The organism is Actinomycetota bacterium (assembly GCA_014360655.1).
Taxonomy (GTDB): Bacteria; Actinomycetota; Geothermincolia; order Geothermincolales; family RBG-13-55-18; genus JACIXC01.
In genome coordinates, this window is the sequence record JACIXC010000011.1 from 70,760 (window position 1) to 88,014 (window position 17,255).

The 17,255-nt window shown below is 62.1% G+C and carries 8 protein-coding genes and 3 rRNA genes; 10 read left to right on the plus strand and 1 reads right to left on the minus strand.

Translation table 11 applies throughout. The features are described 5' to 3' along the window. Positions 1-180: 180 nt before the first annotated feature. The 8 genes from H5T73_08835 to rrf all read left to right on the plus strand — a co-directional run bounded on the left by H5T73_08835 (position 181) and on the right by rrf (position 11,535). On the plus strand, positions 181-1,047 hold the full coding sequence (locus tag H5T73_08835) for a hypothetical protein (protein ID MBC7247871.1): 867 nt from the start codon (positions 181-183) through the stop codon (positions 1,045-1,047). Between the two features lie 402 nt (positions 1,048-1,449). Beyond that, on the plus strand, positions 1,450-2,028 hold the full coding sequence (locus tag H5T73_08840; GenBank protein ID MBC7247872.1) for a hypothetical protein: 579 nt from the start codon (positions 1,450-1,452) through the stop codon (positions 2,026-2,028). 307 nt (positions 2,029-2,335) lie between these two features. Beyond that, a complete protein-coding gene (locus H5T73_08845; GenBank protein MBC7247873.1) occupies positions 2,336-2,920 on the plus strand; it encodes a signal peptidase I in 585 nt (194 codons plus the stop codon). A gap of 469 nt (positions 2,921-3,389) precedes the next feature. Then, the gene (locus H5T73_08850) at positions 3,390-4,637 is read left to right on the plus strand and encodes a tyrosine--tRNA ligase (GenBank protein MBC7247874.1); all 1,248 of its coding nucleotides are present in this window, start codon (positions 3,390-3,392) and stop codon (positions 4,635-4,637) included. A gap of 393 nt (positions 4,638-5,030) precedes the next feature. Beyond that, positions 5,031-6,582, plus strand: a 16S ribosomal RNA gene (locus tag H5T73_08855). A 399-nt stretch (positions 6,583-6,981) separates the two neighbouring features. Then, positions 6,982-7,416, plus strand: coding sequence for a hypothetical protein (locus H5T73_08860; protein ID MBC7247875.1), 435 nt, complete (start codon positions 6,982-6,984; stop codon positions 7,414-7,416). A gap of 163 nt (positions 7,417-7,579) precedes the next feature. Next, a 23S ribosomal RNA gene (locus H5T73_08865) occupies positions 7,580-11,341 on the plus strand. A 78-nt stretch (positions 11,342-11,419) separates the two neighbouring features. Continuing rightward, a 5S ribosomal RNA gene (rrf, locus tag H5T73_08870) occupies positions 11,420-11,535 on the plus strand. Together the 16S, 23S and 5S rRNA genes form the textbook arrangement of a ribosomal RNA operon. 471 nt (positions 11,536-12,006) lie before the next feature. On the opposite strand, the gene H5T73_08875 is transcribed toward rrf, so the two are convergent. Beyond that, positions 12,007-12,207 carry a DUF2892 domain-containing protein gene (locus H5T73_08875; protein ID MBC7247876.1) on the minus strand — a complete coding sequence of 67 codons (201 nt, stop codon included), beginning with the start codon at positions 12,205-12,207 and terminating at the stop codon, positions 12,007-12,009. 439 nt (positions 12,208-12,646) lie between these two features. Between H5T73_08875 and H5T73_08880 the strand changes: the two genes are divergently transcribed. Next, a complete protein-coding gene (locus H5T73_08880) occupies positions 12,647-15,703 on the plus strand; it encodes a PQQ-like beta-propeller repeat protein (GenBank protein ID MBC7247877.1) in 3,057 nt (1,018 codons plus the stop codon). A 180-nt stretch (positions 15,704-15,883) separates the two neighbouring features. Further along, positions 15,884-17,137 carry a tetratricopeptide repeat protein gene (locus tag H5T73_08885; protein MBC7247878.1) on the plus strand — a complete coding sequence of 418 codons (1,254 nt, stop codon included), beginning with the start codon at positions 15,884-15,886 and terminating at the stop codon, positions 17,135-17,137. The last annotated feature ends 118 nt before the right edge of the window (positions 17,138-17,255 follow it).

The window sequence follows — 17,255 nt, forward strand, 5'->3', positions numbered from 1 at the left end:
GGGGTTGCCATGAAGTTGCCTTTAAGGAGCCTGCTAAAAAAGCGAGAAGCGGAAGATGCGCTCCTGGGAGAACCCGGATGGGTGTCCCCCGGAGACCCAGCGCGGGGAAAACCGATCCCGACAGGGCGGTTGCTTGTGTATGTTTCCATGGCTCTGTGGTTTTCCGTCATGGCATCGCTTTTGAGCACGGAAAGCCTGGCGCCCACCATGGCCTTGTGGAGCGACACGGAGACGGTGGTGGCGGTTATAAGGATCGACCGCCCGGAAAGCGCGGGGGACGTGAATGCGCCCGTTCCGTCCCTGCTTTCCGTGGAGCCCGCGGTGCTCCCCGCGGATGCGGTGTCGGAGGTGATCGTGGAGGGCGCCAACCTGGGTACGGGGTTTGCGCTGTCGCTGTGGAAAGAGGGGGTGGCGGTCGAGTGCCTCCAGGTGAAGGGTCTGGATGGCGGACGCCACGCCTGCACCTTCGACCTGAGGGGAGCGGGCACGGGGACCTTCAACCTGACCGTGAAGACCATGGAGGGGCTGGAAGCCACCCTCCCCGCCTGCATCACCGTTCTCGCGCAAAAGGAACCGGGGAAGAGCCCGTCACCCACGGGGACGGGGGGCGGGGGAGGCGAAAGCGGTTCCGGGACCCCGGGCGCGGGGAACGCGGACATGCCGGCGGCGCCCGGCGGGATCGGCGACGGAGCGGCACCGGGCGGGCCCGCCCCGGAAAGCCCCGGGGAGCAGGGAGGAGCCGACGGGGTACGCGATAAAGGCCCGGCGCCGGGAGGCATCGGGGCGTTCAGGGTGACGCCGTCCACGGTGAGCGCGGCGCTCTCCGTCGATCTCCTCATCGAGGGAGGGACCTTCTACGCGGGGTTGCGGGCCAGGATGACGCAGGCCGGTTCCGTGGCCTGGAGCGTCTCATGCGAGATCCTTAGCGAGACCCAGATGCGGTGCAGGTTCAACCTGGCGGGGATGGCTCCGGGGATCTACAAGCTGGAGATCACCGACTACCAGGGCCAGGTTATCTATAACGTGGGCTACGTGAAGGTGATCTGAGCGGAAGGAGGAAACGGAAAGCGGGTACGCGTTACGCGGCAAATGCATGGGTGCTGTAGGTATGTTGTGAGCCCGGCTAGGCTTTTCGTGTACCCGCTTTCCTTAATAGGGTCCGATGGCAGGCATGAAAGCGGCGGGAGTGGGACCAGCCTGCCATGTAGCGAGTAGGGGATCACATGTTAGGGCGAAGGGGAGCTCAGCAAGAGGGAGAGCCGGTGAGTCCCTTGCCGGGAAATCGTTGGGGCCGGACGCTACCTCGCATCGCGGCGCCGAATACGCGACGAAAGGAGGTGATGGCGAAGGACACCCACAACATGGATCTCGGCGCCGGAAGAGGTTGTAGATACGACGATCGATGCTCGACTCATGGGGATTGTAGCGAGCCCTGAAAAGGAGGGAAAAATGAAGAAGGTGCTGTTGCTCGGGGTGGCCATCGCCCTGGTGACCGCCATGGTGGGACTGGGAGTGCACGCGCAGTTCCAGGACACCGAAGGAGCCTTGACCAAGATCAAGGCCGGCAAGCTGGACCTGAAGGTGAACGGCGGGGATAGTGTAGTCGTGCACGAATACAATTGCGTGAAGCCCGGCGACTGCACCTGCTGCCATCCTGTCAAGTACACGCTTACTAACATTGGGTGCGTAAATGGCTATCTCGACCTGAAAATCAAGGTCGACGAATACGAGAACGATCTGGTAGAGCCGGAGTCAGAGGCGGGAGATATAACCCCCAGCGTTGGTGAACTGGGAGAGCATCTCGGGATAATGCTGTGGATCGACGATTCATCCAACGACAAGATACTCTACAAGGGATTGTTGAAGGACATGCCTGCATGCATTGATATCGACGAGATGCTTGCCGGTCATGATTACGATCTTATCGTCGATTGCTGGTGGTGGGCTCCCTCCGCCACGGACAGCCAGGCGATGACGGACTCCGTCGAGCTGTCCCTGACCTTCTCGCTGCAGCAGTTCAAGGACTGAGAGGGTCGCAAGCACATTGTCTTGTCCCCAGCCCGGACGCAATTTGTTCGGGCTGGGGGCTCGATCATTCATGGTGTTTCCAGCCCAAGGAGGGTTGTAGGAGATTGGAAGCTGGTGACGGGCGGAAGGGATTAATGGTCCGGGAAAAACCCGTGTTTCTTGCCGTCAATGGGATGACCCTCCTGGGGAAGCGCGCAAGATTGCTCGCCCGCATGCCTGGCGAGCCCGATGAGGTGGATGGGAGAACGACATGACGAACATGACAATCGATCAAACGGGCGGGTCGGCGGCAGGCTTACTCGGGATCGTGCACAACAAACGCGCCCGGAAGCTGGCCAAGGTCCTGGGATGGATGGCCACCATTACCCTGTTCGGCATCCTCCTCCTTACGAGCTTCCTGATGATCGCCCCGTTGTTCGGGATGCAGGCCTACACGGTGCTTTCCGGGTCCATGGAGCCGGCCTTGAAGGTGGGGGGGATCACCGTATGCAAATCGGTCCCCGTGGAGAGCATAAAAGTCGGGGATATAATAGCCTTCAACAGCCTTGAAGGCGTGAAGGTGACCCACCGGGTGATAAGTGTCGCCGATGAGGGCGGCACGTTGATGTTCCGTACCAAGGGAGACGCCAATGAGGAACCGGATCCCGACGAGTTTTCCATAAGCGGTAACACCGTACACAAGGTCGTCTTCCATATCCCTTACCTGGGCTACGTCTATAACTTCATACGAAACAAGCTCGTCTTTATCACCATCATCATGGGCTCCGCCCTGCTGCTTCTGGCGATCCTCGGGAAGGAGATGCGAGCCACCCTGTCCGAGTTCAGGAGCAGGAGGAAGGATGTCTCCACGGGTGCGAGTATGCCGGACTCCGACGGCGCTGGGAAACAATAAAGGCTCTATCGGAGGCGCAGGGGCTTATTTAACGGTGACGTGCCCGACTTCGACGGCGCCGGTGAGCGATGAAGGTGCCGGGGAGCGATGAAACATATGACCTGCGCATGAGGTCGGGGGCAGGGGGGTGAGGTGCCGGATGTAACAGCGCCTCGCCTCCCGCAGGCCATAGCGGCTACGCGGAGTCCGAGGTATAAGGGTTAAGAGCCAGGGGCAACCCGTTGGGAGCCTAAGCATAGAGGGATCTTGCATGTGGAGGCCGGACTTGCGCGCCCGGGCGCGGGCCCGGCCTTCTTAACCGCCGCCGGCGATGCGACGAGGACCGTGAATCGCCGTTCGCAGTGCGACGGGGATGGTTTTACCTCGCGCGCGTGTTATAACCCCGCGCAATCCCGCCGGCCCCTACCCAAGGCAAGGTATGTGCTGCTATCCTATGTCCTGTATGGAGGGGGAGCAATCAATGTCGCTGGTGAAGGACCTGGATTACCAGATGGAGGTCATCCTCTCGGGGGCGGTGGACTGCCTCCCCGAGGGGGACCTGCGCGCCAAGGTGGAGCGGTCCATCGCCGAGAACCGCCCGCTGCGCATCAAGTTCGGGGTGGACCCCACGCGCCCGGACCTCCACCTGGGGCACGCCGTGCCGCTGCGCAAGCTGCGCCAGTTCCAGGACCTGGGGCACACCGCCATCCTCCTCATCGGGGACTTCACCGCGCGCGTGGGGGACCCCTCCGCCCGAGACGTCACCCGGCCCCAGCTCTCCGCGGAGGAGGTGAGGGACAACGCGGAGACCTACGCGGAGCAGGCCTTCCGTATCCTGGACCGCGGGCGCACCGTCCTCGAGTACAACAGCCGCTGGCTGGCCCCCCTGACCTTCGAGGAGCTGCTCCGCCTGACCTCGCACTTCACCGTGGCCCGCCTCCTGGAAAGGGACGACTTCGCCCGGCGTTACGCCGAGAACCTCTCCATAGGGCTACACGAATTCCTCTACCCGGTGATGCAGGCCTACGACTCCGTGGCCCTGGAAGCGGACGTGGAGATAGGCGGCACGGACCAGATCTTCAACCTGCTGGCGGGAAGGGAGCTGCAGAGGGCCCTGGGGCAGGAGCCCCAGAGCGTGCTCACCCTGCCCATCCTGGTGGGGCTGGACGGCGAGAAGAAGATGTCCAAGAGCCTGGGCAACCACGTGGGGCTCACCGACCCGCCCGAGGAGATGTTCGGCAAGCTCATGTCGCTGGACGATATCCTCATGCCCGACTACTTCCGCCTCACCACCGACCTGGAGCCGGCGGAGGTGGACGCCATCGAGCGCGACCTGGCGCAGGGGAGGCTACATCCTGCCCGGGCGAAGAGGCGGCTGGCCCGCGAGGTGGTGCGCCTCTACTGGGGGGAGGAGGCGGCCGAGGCGGCGGAGGCCGCCTTCGACCGCGTCTTCGTGGAGAGGGAGCTGCCCGAGGAGGTCCCGGAGGTGGAGATCGCCGCGGGGGAAATGGAGGAAGGGAGCATCTGGCTGCCGCGGCTGCTCGTCCTCGCGGGCCTGGCTTCCTCCACCAGCGAGGGAAAGCGCCTCATCGCGCAGGGCGGCATAAAGGTGGGGGGGAGCGTCGTCCGCGACCAGGATTTCGCGGTGGCGGCCGAGGACGTCGAGGGCCTCGTCCTCCAGAAGGGAAAGCGCCATTTCCGCAGGTTGAGGGCGGGCAAGAGGGACGGCGGTCCGTGAAAAAGACGGCTGGACGGGCGCGCCGGGCGGTTTGACACGTCCCCGCCGCGGTGATAACATGAAAATGCGGTACAGTCCGCCGGGTTATAACCCGATTGAAAGAAGGAGGCGGTTATCCGGACGCTTATGAAAAGATCGGGGTAGCAGGAGCCGGATACCGCTTCGAAAGCGGTATTTTTAGTGCCGCTTCATTGACAGTCAAGCACGTACATGCTACCTTGTAGCCTTGTTGCGTTCGGCGCAAGGTACGGGTTCCTTGAAAACTAAACAGCGTTACAGGTGGAGAGAGAGCTCCAGGAAATTCCGATCCGGTCCGTCCTCGGACGGATCGCGGCCGGTAAGGAGCCCGGATACGGACTTCGACGCATGTAAGTCCGCAAGGACTGCATTTTGGTCGGAGAGTTTGATCCTGGCTCAGGACGAACGCTGGCGGCGTGCCTAACACATGCAAGTCGAGCGGACCCTTTTCCACTCCTCGGAGAGGAGAAGGGTTAGCGGCGAACGGGTGAGTAACACGTGGGTAACCTACCCCGAAGACTGGGATAACCCCGGGAAACCGGGGCTAATACCGGATACCTTCCTCCCACCGCATGGCGGGGGGAAGAAAGGTCGCTTCGGCTTCCGCTTCGGGATGGGCCCGCGGCCCATTAGCTTGTTGGTGGGGTAACGGCCCACCAAGGCGACGATGGGTAGCCGGCCTGAGAGGGTGTCCGGCCACACTGGGACTGAGATACGGCCCAGACTCCTACGGGAGGCAGCAGTGAGGAATATTGCGCAATGGGCGAAAGCCTGACGCAGCGACGCCGCGTGGACGATGAAGGCCTTCGGGTTGTAAAGTCCTGTCAGGAGGGACGAAGCGGACTTGTCCGTGACGGTACCTCGGTAGGAAGCCCCGGCTAACTACGTGCCAGCAGCCGCGGTAAGACGTAGGGGGCTAGCGTTGTCCGGAATTACTGGGCGTAAAGAGCTCGTAGGCGGCCTGTTAAGTCGGGTGTGAAAGCCCTCGGCTCAACCGAGGAATTGCACTCGATACTGGCGGGCTAGAGTCTGGTAGAGGGAGGTGGAATTCCCGGTGTAGCGGTGAAATGCGCAGATATCGGGAGGAACACCGGTGGCGAAGGCGGCCTCCTGGGCCACGACTGACGCTGAGGAGCGAAAGCTGGGGGAGCGAACAGGATTAGATACCCTGGTAGTCCCAGCCGTAAACGATGGGCACTAGGTGTGGGGGGTTACCAACTCCCTCCGTGCCGAAGCTAACGCATTAAGTGCCCCGCCTGGGGAGTACGGCCGCAAGGTTAAAACTCAAAGGAATTGACGGGGGCCCGCACAAGCGGCGGAGCATGTGGCTTAATTCGACGCAACGCGAAGAACCTTACCAGGGCTTGACATGCACCCGAAAGCCGTGGAAACACGGCCCTCCTGCGGGACGGGTGCACAGGTGGTGCATGGCTGTCGTCAGCTCGTGTCGTGAGATGTTGGGTTAAGTCCCGCAACGAGCGCAACCCTTATCGCATGTTGCCAGCGGGTAATGCCGGGAACTCATGCGAGACTGCCGGTGTCAAACCGGAGGAAGGTGGGGATGACGTCAAGTCATCATGCCCCTTATGTCCTGGGCTGCACACGTGCTACAATGGCCGGTACAGAGGGCTGCGATGCCGCGAGGCGGAGCGAATCCCAAAAAGCCGGTCTAAGTTCGGATTGGAGGCTGCAACTCGCCTCCATGAAGTCGGAGTCGCTAGTAATCGCGGATCAGCAATGCCGCGGTGAATACGTTCCCGGGCCTTGTACACACCGCCCGTCACACCACGAAAGTCGGCAACACCCGAAGCCGGTGGGCTAACCCGCAAGGGAGGCAGCCGTCGAAGGTGGGGTCGGCGATTGGGGTGAAGTCGTAACAAGGTAGCCGTACCGGAAGGTGCGGCTGGATCACCTCCTTTCTAGGGAGTGCCTGTACGGGTGTGCCCCGAGGCACGAAAACAAAACCGTATCCCTCTCTCCCCTGGCGCTGTTTAGTTTTGAAGGAATATCGTACCGGGCGCCGAATTTTTCATGGGAAAAGTGCGGATCCCTTACATCCGCCAGATCGCGCAGCGGGTAGCGTTTCCGGATACGAGGGGGCTGCCGCGGGGAATGATATAATAGGCTCCGTTGCGGAGGCTTAACGGCCCGCATGGCGAGTTGGCGCTTTCGGAGACGAGCATCGACAGGCAGAGTCGGTCAAGGATGGGTAAGGCAAATATTTAAGAGGAGAAAGGAGCGCGAGATGGTACAGCAACCGCCAGGACCTCCACCGGGAGGAATGCAGCCCCCACCGCCGCCGCCGGGACAGCCGCCGCAGGCGCCCATGGGACGTCCCAGCGTGCAGCTGGATACCTCGAAGCTGCCCATACCGGACATCGTTGTGGCGGGGGGAGCCCTGCTGGCCCTCATCTTCAGCTTTCTCCACTGGTACAAGGTGGAGATCTTCGGGTTCGGCATCGGGGCTTCCGGCAGGGGTGGCTACCAGAACTGGCCCATGATCATCTACCTGTTGCTCTTCCTGTTCGCCGGCTTCTTCGTGGTCAACGAGATGGCCAACTTCGTGAGCCTGGAGCTTCCCCTGGGCCCCATTTATCTGATCTGGGCGATAGCGGGGACCTTCTTCACGCTGCTGGCCTTCGTCATCCGTCCCGGTGACTGGGATTACGTCAAGATGAACTGGGCGATATGGATCATCATGATCATCATATCCCTGGTGCCCATCGCGGGCGGCTTCTTGAAGGTCAACCAGAGCAAGTGAGCGAGGCGGTACAGCGGAGGCTGACGGGACAATCCTGGAAAACCTATTGACCGCAGGCGTATAATTATTATAGGATTCGACTTTGGGCGCGCCGTTCCGGTGCGCCCAAGCAACTGCAGGTCGTACCTTGAAAACTGCACAGTGATCGAAGAGGTTGTTTTAACCAAGCTACTAAGGGCATACGGTGGATGCCTAGGCGCCAGGAGCCGAGGAAGGACGTGGTAGGCTGCGATAAGCTTCGGGGAGCCGCCGAACAGGCTTTGATCCGGAGATCTCCGAATGGGGGAACCCACCGGTGGTAATGCGCCGGTACCCACGCCTGAACACATAGGGCGTGCGGAGGCAAGCGGGGGAACTGAAACATCTAAGTACCCCGAGGAAAAGAAAGCAACCGCGATTCCCCGAGTAGCGGCGAGCGAAAAGGGAAGAGCCCAAACCCGGCGGATGCATAAGCCCGCAGGCGTTGTCCGTCGGGGGTTGTAGGACCCGCCAGGTGCCGCTGCGGAGGCACCGGGGAGTCACAAAGTCCGTCTCTAGTCGAAGGGTTCTGGAAAGTCCCGCCACAGAGGGTGACAGCCCCGTAGGCGAAAGGGGCGGACCTCCCGGCGGTGTTCCTGAGTACGGCGGGACCGGGGAAATCCCGTCGGAATCAGCGGGCACCACCCCGCAAGGCTAAATACTCCCTGGCGACCGATAGTGGACTAGTACCGTGAGGGAAAGGTGAAAAGCACCCCGGGAGGGGAGTGAAATAGAACCTGAAACCGTATGCCTACAAACCGTCAGAGCGGCCTCGTGCCGTGATGGCGTGCTTTTTGTAGAATGAGCCGGCGAGTTACCGGTACGCAGCGAGGTTAAGGGTTAACCCGGAGCCGTAGCGAAAGCGAGTCTGAACAGGGCGTTCAGTTGCGTGCCGTAAACCCGAAGCCGAGTGATCTACCCATGGGCAGGTTGAAGCGAGGGTAAGACCTCGTGGAGGACCGAACCCACTTCGGTTGAAAACGGAGGGGATGACCTGTGGGTAGGGGTGAAAGGCCAATCAAACTCGGAGATAGCTGGTTCTCCCCGAAATAGCTTTTGGGCTAGCCTCGGGTGTTCAGCCATGGTGGTAGAGCACTGATTGGACTAGGGGCCTTCACCGGTTACCAAACCCAGTCAAACTCCGAATGCCATGGCTCCAGAGCCCGGGAGTCAGACCGTGGGGGATAAGCTCCATGGTCGAGAGGGAAACAGCCCAGACCGCCAGCTAAGGTCCCCAAATTCGGGCTAAGTGGGAAAGGATGTGAGACCGCCCAGACAGCCAGGATGTTGGCTTAGAAGCAGCCATCATTTAAAGAGTGCGTAATAGCTCACTGGTCAAGTGGTTTCGCGCCGAAAATGTAGCGGGGCTCAAGCCCGGTACCGAAGCTGCGGCATCGCGCCCTTCGGGACGCGGTGGGTAGGGGAGCATTCCCTGGGGAGCGAAGTCGACCCGTAAGGGCTTCCCGCATGGGATTAATCGATGGACCGCAGGGAAGAGAGAATGCCGGCATGAGTAGCGAGAGACGGGTGAGAAACCCGTCCGCCGAAAGCCCAAGGGTTCCTGGGGAAGGTTAATCCGCCCAGGGTTAGTCGGGACCTAAGGCGAGGCCGAGAGGCGTAGTCGATGGACAACCGGTTTATATTCCGGTACCACCAGCCGGCGCCTGAGCGATGGGGGGACGCGGAAGGATAGGCGAACCGCGGCGATGGTCGACCGCGGGCAAGCGTGTAGGGTGCCGCCGAGTCAAATGCTTGGCGGCATAAAAGCCTGAGGCGTGATGCCGACCCGCTTATAGGGGAAGTCGCTGAATCCATGCCGCCGAGAAAAGCCCCTAGCGAGCCGTCTGGTGCCCGTACCCCAAACCGACACAGGTGGGCGAGTAGAGAATACTAAGGCGATCGAGTGAACCCTCGTTAAGGAACTCGGCAAATTGGCCCCGTAACTTCGGGAGAAGGGGCGCCCCGCTAGCGTGACGGGACTCGCTCCCTGAGCGCGAGGGGGCCGCAGTGACCAGGCCCAAGCGACTGTTTACTAAAAACACAGGTCTCTGCTAAGTCGTAAGACGACGTATAGGGGCTGACGCCTGCCCGGTGCCGGAAGGTTAAGGGGAAGGGTCAGCGGCCGGCTTCGGCCGGCGCGCGAAGCTCCGAACCTAAGCCCCGGTGAACGGCGGCCGTAAGAGAGTTGCGGCCCCATCCGGGTAACCGGATGGGACAAACCCGGCTATATGCTGGAAACTCCGAGTATCTCCGGGTACTAGCCTCCAACCCCCGGAGGCAGTGACAATCCCAGGAGTGCGGACGATCAGCAGGAAAGGCCCGGAAGGCGAGGGTCTCAGGAAAGGAAGGTGAACGTTGGGCTATGATCCCAAGAAGGTGCCGCCCGAGGTAGGCTGGTACCTGGCAGGCTTCGCTGACGGCGAAGGGAGCTTCAACGTCAGCTTCAGGCCGCGCAGGGATTACCGCCAGCCATGGAAAATATCTCTTTGCTTCAACATCTCACAGAGGGACAAGGTGATACTCACGCAGTACAAGAGATATCTCCAGTGCGGCACCATGAGACGGCGATCAGACGGGGTATGGTATTACGAGGTCAATAACCTTAATGCCATACTGGAGCACGTGATCCCTTTCTTCGAGACCTACCGCTTCAGATCGGCGAAGAAGAAGCGGGATTTCAGCAAGTTCAAGAAGATAGCCCGCATCGTCGCCGAGGGTCGTCATCTGACCGAGGAGGGCGTTCGGGAAATCCTGAAGGTCCGAAAGGATATGAACGACGGCGGCAAGCGGAGATACCGGGAGGAGGAGATCCTCGCCAGATTCGATTCCGGGAATCCTCAGAGGCCATACGCCGGGCCCCTGGAATGAAACCAGGGTGAAGATATGGTCCACCCCTCGTGGCGACGCGGGGAAAAGGTGAACTATAACGGTCCTAAGGTAGCGAAATTCCTTGTCGGGTAAGTTCCGACCTGCACGAATGGCGTAACGACTTGGGCGCTGTCTCAACGAGGGACTCGGCGAAATTGCACTGCCCGTGAAGATGCGGGCTACCTGCAGCAGGACGGAAAGACCCCGTGAACCTTTACTGCAGCCTGATATTGGGTTCTGGTTCATCATGTGCAGGATAGGTGGGAGGCTGTGAAGCGGGGACGCCAGTTCCCGTGGAGCCGTCCTTGGGATACCACTCTTGGTGTGCTGGGGCTCTAACCGGCAGCCGTTATCCGGTTGCGGGACAGTGTCAGGTGGGCAGTTTGACTGGGGCGGTCGCCTCCTAAAAGGTAACGGAGGCGCCCAAAGGTTCCCTCAAGCTGGTCGGCAATCAGCTGTAGAGTGTAAGGGCAGAAGGGAGCTTGACTGCGAGACCCACAAGTCGAGCAGGTGCGAAAGCAGGGCCTAGTGATCCGGCGGCATCAAGTGGGAGAGCCGTCGCTCAACGGATAAAAGGTACTCCGGGGATAACAGGCTTATCTCCCCCAAGAGTCCACATCGACGGGGAGGTTTGGCACCTCGATGTCGGCTCATCGCATCCTGGGGCTGGAGTAGGTCCCAAGGGTTGGGCTGTTCGCCCATTAAAGCGGTACGCGAGCTGGGTTTAGAACGTCGTGAGACAGTTCGGTCCCTATCCGCTGCAGGCGCAGGAGAATTGAGGGGAGTTGCCCCCAGTACGAGAGGACCGGGGTGAACGGACCTCTGGTGTGCCAGTTGTCCCGCCAGGGGCACGGCTGGTTGGCCACGTCCGGATCGGATAACCGCTGAAAGCATCTAAGCGGGAAGCCGACCCCAAGATCAGTTCTCCCACCGGGAAACCGGGTAAGACCCCTCGCAGAACACGAGGTTGATAGGCCGGATGTGGAAGCGCGGCAACGCGTGGAGCTGACCGGTACTAATAGGTCGAGGGCTTGGTTCCAAACCTTGGAGATCGCTGTGCAGTTTTGAAGGTGCGCTGCGGTTGCAGCTCGGTTTCTTGACACGAGAATAAAGTGTTCACGGTGGCCATGGCGGAGGGGATCACCCGTTCCCATTCCGAACACGGAAGTTAAGCCCTCCAGCGCCGATGGTACTGCTCGGGAGACCGTGTGGGAGAGTAGGTCGCCGCCGGAACATCTTTCCAGGGCCGGGTTTTCGGACCCGGCCCTCACCTTTTCCGCAACTCCCCGGGCTCAGGCTCCGTTTATCGCCCACGCCCATGGCGACACCCGGCACCTTTTTTATAGTGAGCCTTGATGTGGTTTTCTTCCGGCCCGGGGCCTCAGGGTAACGGTCTCGCTCGGCGCCGCGTTCCTTTCTCGTAGATCCGAGGCCCTGGGAAAGGCGTCCTCGCTGCGGCCGACCCCGTAGTTCCTCGGGCTTGGTGGTTGCGTATATGTGCTTCTTCCGGCCCGGGGCCTCAGGGTAACGGTCTCGCTCGGCGCCGCGTTCCTTTCTCGTAGATCCGAGGACTTGGGAAAGGCGTCCTCGCTGCGACCGACCCCGTAGTTCCTCGGGCTTGGTGGTTGCGTATATGTGCTTCTTCCGGCCTCGGGACTCAACGGCAACCCGGGGTAAAGACCCGTTCGTGTCCGGTTTTTTCGGTTAGACGGGTTTGCCCACGGTATTTATGTTGGCGAGCTTGTAAAGGGGACAGTAACCGGACAAGGCCGAGGACATGAGCATGCCCGAGGCGTGAGCCGCCATGATCCCGGATTTCCCCCCTTTTCTCCATGCAAAGCCGAGGAGAAGGAGGCCGAGCGCAGCCCTTCCCGCACGATCGAGCGTGCCAACATTCCGCTGCATAAGATCACCTCCCGTGGAATGCGCACATTTACCTGGCAGCCTAAACCTGCATCTCTGTTATTATCCCATACCCAATACGAAGTATCCCCGATACGTGTTAATGGGGTATGCACAGGAAAGCCTAAGCGGTGACGTGAAACGGAAAAGGAACATCGCGGAATAGACAGACAGGGAAGGAAACAGAGATTTTTTGCTTACACCGGTCCGTTCTCTGGTAAAATCGACCCGCCGGCAGATTTCTGAAGGAAAGCTGGGCAGAAAAAGATGGCAGGCCGCCAAGCAAGGGAAGCGAAAGAGGGCACCTTCTCCATTCATTATGCTCGTGTGCCCTGTTTCTCGTGCCGTTGAAAAAATGCTGGTGAGCGAGGAGCAGGCGGATATCGCGTGAGGGAGGTCCTTTAGAGCCGGTATATGCATTCATGGGAGGGGGGAGAACGTGATGTTCCGGTACCGTTCACGAGGGGAAGGGTGTGCCCGCCGGTGCACCGACCTGCGCAACAAGGCCCGCATCGTCGTCCTGCCGCTCGCGGCGCTGCTTGTCTTCATGCTTCCCATGCCGTCGCCGCCGGCTGTACCGGCGGCGAGCACCGCGTCTGCGCGGGGCGATCTTGGTCCCTTCAAGGAAGCAGGCGACTGGCCCTGTATCCACCATGACTCGGCCAACTCGGACGTCCTCCCCGAGGGCAAAGCCGCGCCGGCCGAGTTCGAGCTGAAGTGGTCGGCCCTCAAGGACGCCTCCGTCCTCTCCTCACCGACAGTAGGTGACGACGGTCGCATCTACGTCACCGCCACCCAGCAGAACTTCCACTCCCAGCCCGCCATGTGGCTGGCGCCGCTCGCGAGGCTCCTGGACCCACTCGCCTCCTCCCTGAGCGGGGGCGTCAAGCTCTCCGACATGCTGAACTCCGGCCTGCTGCAGTCGCGGCTTTACGCCCTGGACGCGGAGACGGGAAGGGTGCTGTGGGAAAGGGCCGAGATAGCCCTGGCGGGCATGGCGGGGGCTCCGCTACTCATCCGCGACCCGCGCGGAGACCTCAGCATCGTGGTGAGCTGCCTGGGCAAGGTCATCGCCTACGACCCCGATGGCAACAAGCGCTGGACTTCATCGTTGGGCTTCGCCGAGGTGGCCATCAGCCCGCACCTGTATCCGGACGGAAAATCCATCCTTTTGGGCACCAACCGGGGCTCCGTGTATCTCAAGGACGCTGCCAGGGGGCGCGACCTTCTGCCCCCTTACCGGCCCTCGGGCCTGGTGAACACGAACACCCCGGGCATCGCTCCGGATGGCACGGTGATACTGGTGGGCAACCATACCTCGAACATCGAGGACGGGGTGGCCTGGGCGGTCAAGCCGGACCTCGCCGCGGGGAAATGGGACGTCATCTGGACCTGCGAGGACATAGCCGGGGAATCCCAGACCAGCCCCACCATCGCGGACGGGCGCGTCTATGTCGGCGACGGGCACGCCGGCCTCATCGCCATAGACCTCGCAACCGGTGCTGAGCTGTGGCGCTACACGTTCACGGAGATCGAGGGGTGGCGGGACTACCAATGGCGGGACTACGTCATCTATGCTTCCGTGGCGGTTACCCCCGAGGGTCTGATAGGCATGTACATGATCCCGGCCGGCCTCGAGGAACTCGCCACGTACTCGGACCTGCCTCCCATGTACATAGCGGTGCTTGAGGACCGGGGCGACCACGCGGAAAGGCGCTACCTGGAGGACTGGAAGGCGACCTGCGGCGTCGCCTACTCGGCGGGCAGCGGCCGTTTCTACTTCGCCGGGATGGAGGAAGGAGCCGGTGGAAAGGCGCTCAACGTTCTGGTCAGCCTGGATGCCGCTTCCCACGAGAGCTTCTCCCAGCCCCTGGAGAACCCCTGCCTGAACAACATCACCCTCGCCGACGGAGCCCTGGTGGTGCCGGTGTTCTGGGGTGGGCTCATCGGCCTGCCCGTGGTCACCAGGAAGGGGTACGGCCTGCATTGTTACCGGGAGAAGAAGGCCGCGCCGGCGGACGAGGAACCGCCCGTTAACCCTTACCTCGCGGACTCGCCCTGGCCGGAGAGCCACCGCAACTCCTACTGCCAGGCTTCCTCGCCTCTCACGGGTCCCCGGGATGCGGGCACCATAAGGCTCTCCCACGAGGTCGTTCCCCTGGATATACCCATCACCGCCGCCTTCTCCTCTCCCTATGCGGACGGCAAGAGGGTTATCTGGTGCTCCACCACGGGTATTTTGGGCGAGGTGTTCAAGCTCGATCCCGGGACCTTCACGGTCATCGACCGCTACATACCGGCAGTGAGGGAGGGAGCCCCCCTGAACTTCCATCCTTCCATCAGCGGCGCCTACAACGTATTGGACCGGGACGGGAACCTCTTCGTCCCCAGCTGGGCCGGATGCGGCATCGACGCCTTCTCCGATTCCATCCCTGGAGACCGCGGTTCTCCCATAGCCCTCAAGGGCAGGTACATCATACCCGACGCCTTCCTGCTGCGTCCCGGGGCGGAGAGCATCGTGGGCATGACCATGACCTACGACGGCATGGTCGCCTTCGTGACCGACCTGGGAACGGTGGGAGTGATCGACCGCTCGCTCTCCCCGGCCTCAGCGCGTTTTCTGTCTCTCAACGCGAGCGCCGATCCCTCCACGCCCTTGGATGAACTGGAGCACGTCTCCAATTCCATCGCCGCCTGCGAGAAGGGCGGCATCTACGTGGTGACCGACAAGTACATGTACCGCGTGCAGTGGACGGGAAGCGGGCTCACCCTCGACCCGGCGAGCGGGGCATGGAAAGCCGCCTACGAGGCCGGGTCCGGTCAGCAGGGCGGCCGCCTGGGCAAGGGCTCGGGGAGCACCCCCACCCTCATGGGGACGGGGGACGGCGACCGTTTCGTGGTCATAACCGATGGGCAGGACGTCATGCGCCTGGTGCTCATGTGGAGGGACGAGATCCCGGCCGGGTGGGAGCCCATCGCGACCGGCAAAGACCCCCGCATCGCCGCCGAGGTGCCGGTGACCTTCGGAGACCCGGAGGCGAAGGTGTCCTATTCCGAGCAGTCCGTGCTGGTGCGTGGTTACGGCGCCGTGGTGGTCAACAACCGCCTGGGTCTGGACATACTCAGCTCGCTCCCTCCCAACCTGCAGCCCTTCTCCATGCTGCTCTCCAACCTCCCGGGTATCGCCCCTTACGGTATAGAGAAATTCGTTTGGGACCCGGAAGCGCGCAGGCTCGAGTCCGCCTGGTGTAACCCTTCCATAAGCCTGCCCAACGCCATCCCCACTATGAGCGCGGAGACCGGCATGATCTACTGCATCGGGCAACGCCGCGGGGCGTGGACGCTGGAGGCCGTGGACTGGGAGACGGGCGTCTCGCGTTTCCATTACGTCATCGGCTACAGCATCTTCCACAACAGTTTCTATGCTGCTACGGAAATAGGCCCTGACGGCGCGATATATTACGGGACCTTCTGCGGGATAAACAAACTGCAGCCCTGAGCGGTCTTCCGGCTCGGCCCATGCGCAGCCCGCCGCGTTCGCGGCTGCTTGGTCGTTGCGGCAGGGAAGCGGCGCGCGCAGGGTGGGCCGTCAACGGCGCGCACGACCCGGTTTTTCGATTATATTGTAAGTGTCGAGCGGAAAGGTCTTCGGGAACAAGGGTGAAGGAACGGCATACCGATGAACCCCAGGAGTGACGGGAAAAACGATAACGGCTGCGAGACGCGCGCCACGCCGGATGCGCATTGCGGGCCATTCAGGATAGCCCTCTTCCCTTTCGCCACCAATGCCGTGGGAAGGGTGCCGGCGGCGGTCGAGAACATGATCGCCCTTTACCTTCTCAACGGGCTGAGCAGGGTAGCCGGGCTGGAGGTCGTTGACCTGGCCCCTTCTCCCCGCGGTGGAGAGGTGTTGTCGCTGGCGGGGACGCTTTCGCCCGACGAGGTCAGGGAAGCCGCCGCTCGGGCCGGCGCGGAGGCGGCCGTCTGGGGGGAGCTGGCATTCAAGCCGGAGAACCGTCCCGTCGTCGAGGCGGTGGAGGTCAACCTGCTTTTCGCGCGCACCGACGCCGAGGATCCGCCGCGGCGCTTCTCCTCCCTCTTCCGGGGCCTGCGCGGTGACGTGAGGTCGGGCCACCTAAGCGTCGACGTCCCGGCCCTCGAGGACCTGGCGGAGGAGTCGGTCCTCGCCGTCTCGGAGATGCTGGGGATGGAGCGCGGCGCATTGCGGCCGGAGCGCATCGGCGAGGGCATGACCCACAACCATCGCGCGCTCCTCTACTTCGTTTACGCCCTGCGCATGGTGGGTGAGAGAGATTGGAAGATCGGGTTCTATCGCAAGGCGATAGCCGCCGATCCCCACTTCGCCCTCGCGTATATCAACCTGGCGCAGTTGTTGTTGGGGGAGGGGCGCAACGGGGAGGCCATGCGCGTGCTCCTGCAGGCGCAGTCCCGCCTCAAGGGGAGCGAGGCGGAGCCGGATATACTGAACCTGCTCGGCGTCACCACCCTGCACATGGGGATGTGGGAGGAGGCGGTAAAGGTGTGGGAGCGCGCCCTCTCCCTGTGCCCCGCCCACCGGGAAGCCCTCTGCAACCTGGCGGCGGCGTACGCGACGCGCGGCCGGAACGAAGAGGCGGAGAAGCTTTACCGCCGGGCGCTCAAAAGCGGCGAGGAATACCCCCTGGCCTGCATCTCCCTCGGGAGGTTGCTGGCCAGGGAGGGCAGGTACGAGGAAGCCCGCGGCCTGATCGACCTTTACATAAGGCTGCAGCCCGGGGATCCGTGGGCCTACTATATCCTGGGGGCCTGCCTGGCGAGCCTGGGAAGCGACGAGGAAGCGCGCTTCGCGCTGGCCAAGGCCGCCCAGCTGGATCCCGACGGGGAGGCAGGGTTCCTGGCCCGGCGTGAGCTTGAGCGACTGAAAGAAGGGTAGGGAAGGGAACGGTCGCATACCCCCCCTCCCGGAACCGCAGGGCACCGGCTGAAGGGTGATCGACAAGAACGTGGTCCTGGCGGAAGACTATCGGGTTTGCGAACTCCTTGCCTCAGCG

Coding starts and splice junctions, on each gene's coding strand:
- H5T73_08840 (MBC7247872.1), top strand. CDS start 1,450: ATGAAGAAGGTGCTGTTGCTCGGGGTGGCCATCGCCCTGGTGACCGCC.
- H5T73_08860 (MBC7247875.1), top strand. CDS start 6,982: ATGGGACGTCCCAGCGTGCAGCTGGATACCTCGAAGCTGCCCATACCG.
- H5T73_08875 (MBC7247876.1), bottom strand. CDS start 12,207: ATGCAGCGGAATGTTGGCACGCTCGATCGTGCGGGAAGGGCTGCGCTC.
- H5T73_08880 (MBC7247877.1), top strand. CDS start 12,647: ATGTTCCGGTACCGTTCACGAGGGGAAGGGTGTGCCCGCCGGTGCACC.
- H5T73_08885 (MBC7247878.1), top strand. CDS start 15,884: ATGAACCCCAGGAGTGACGGGAAAAACGATAACGGCTGCGAGACGCGC.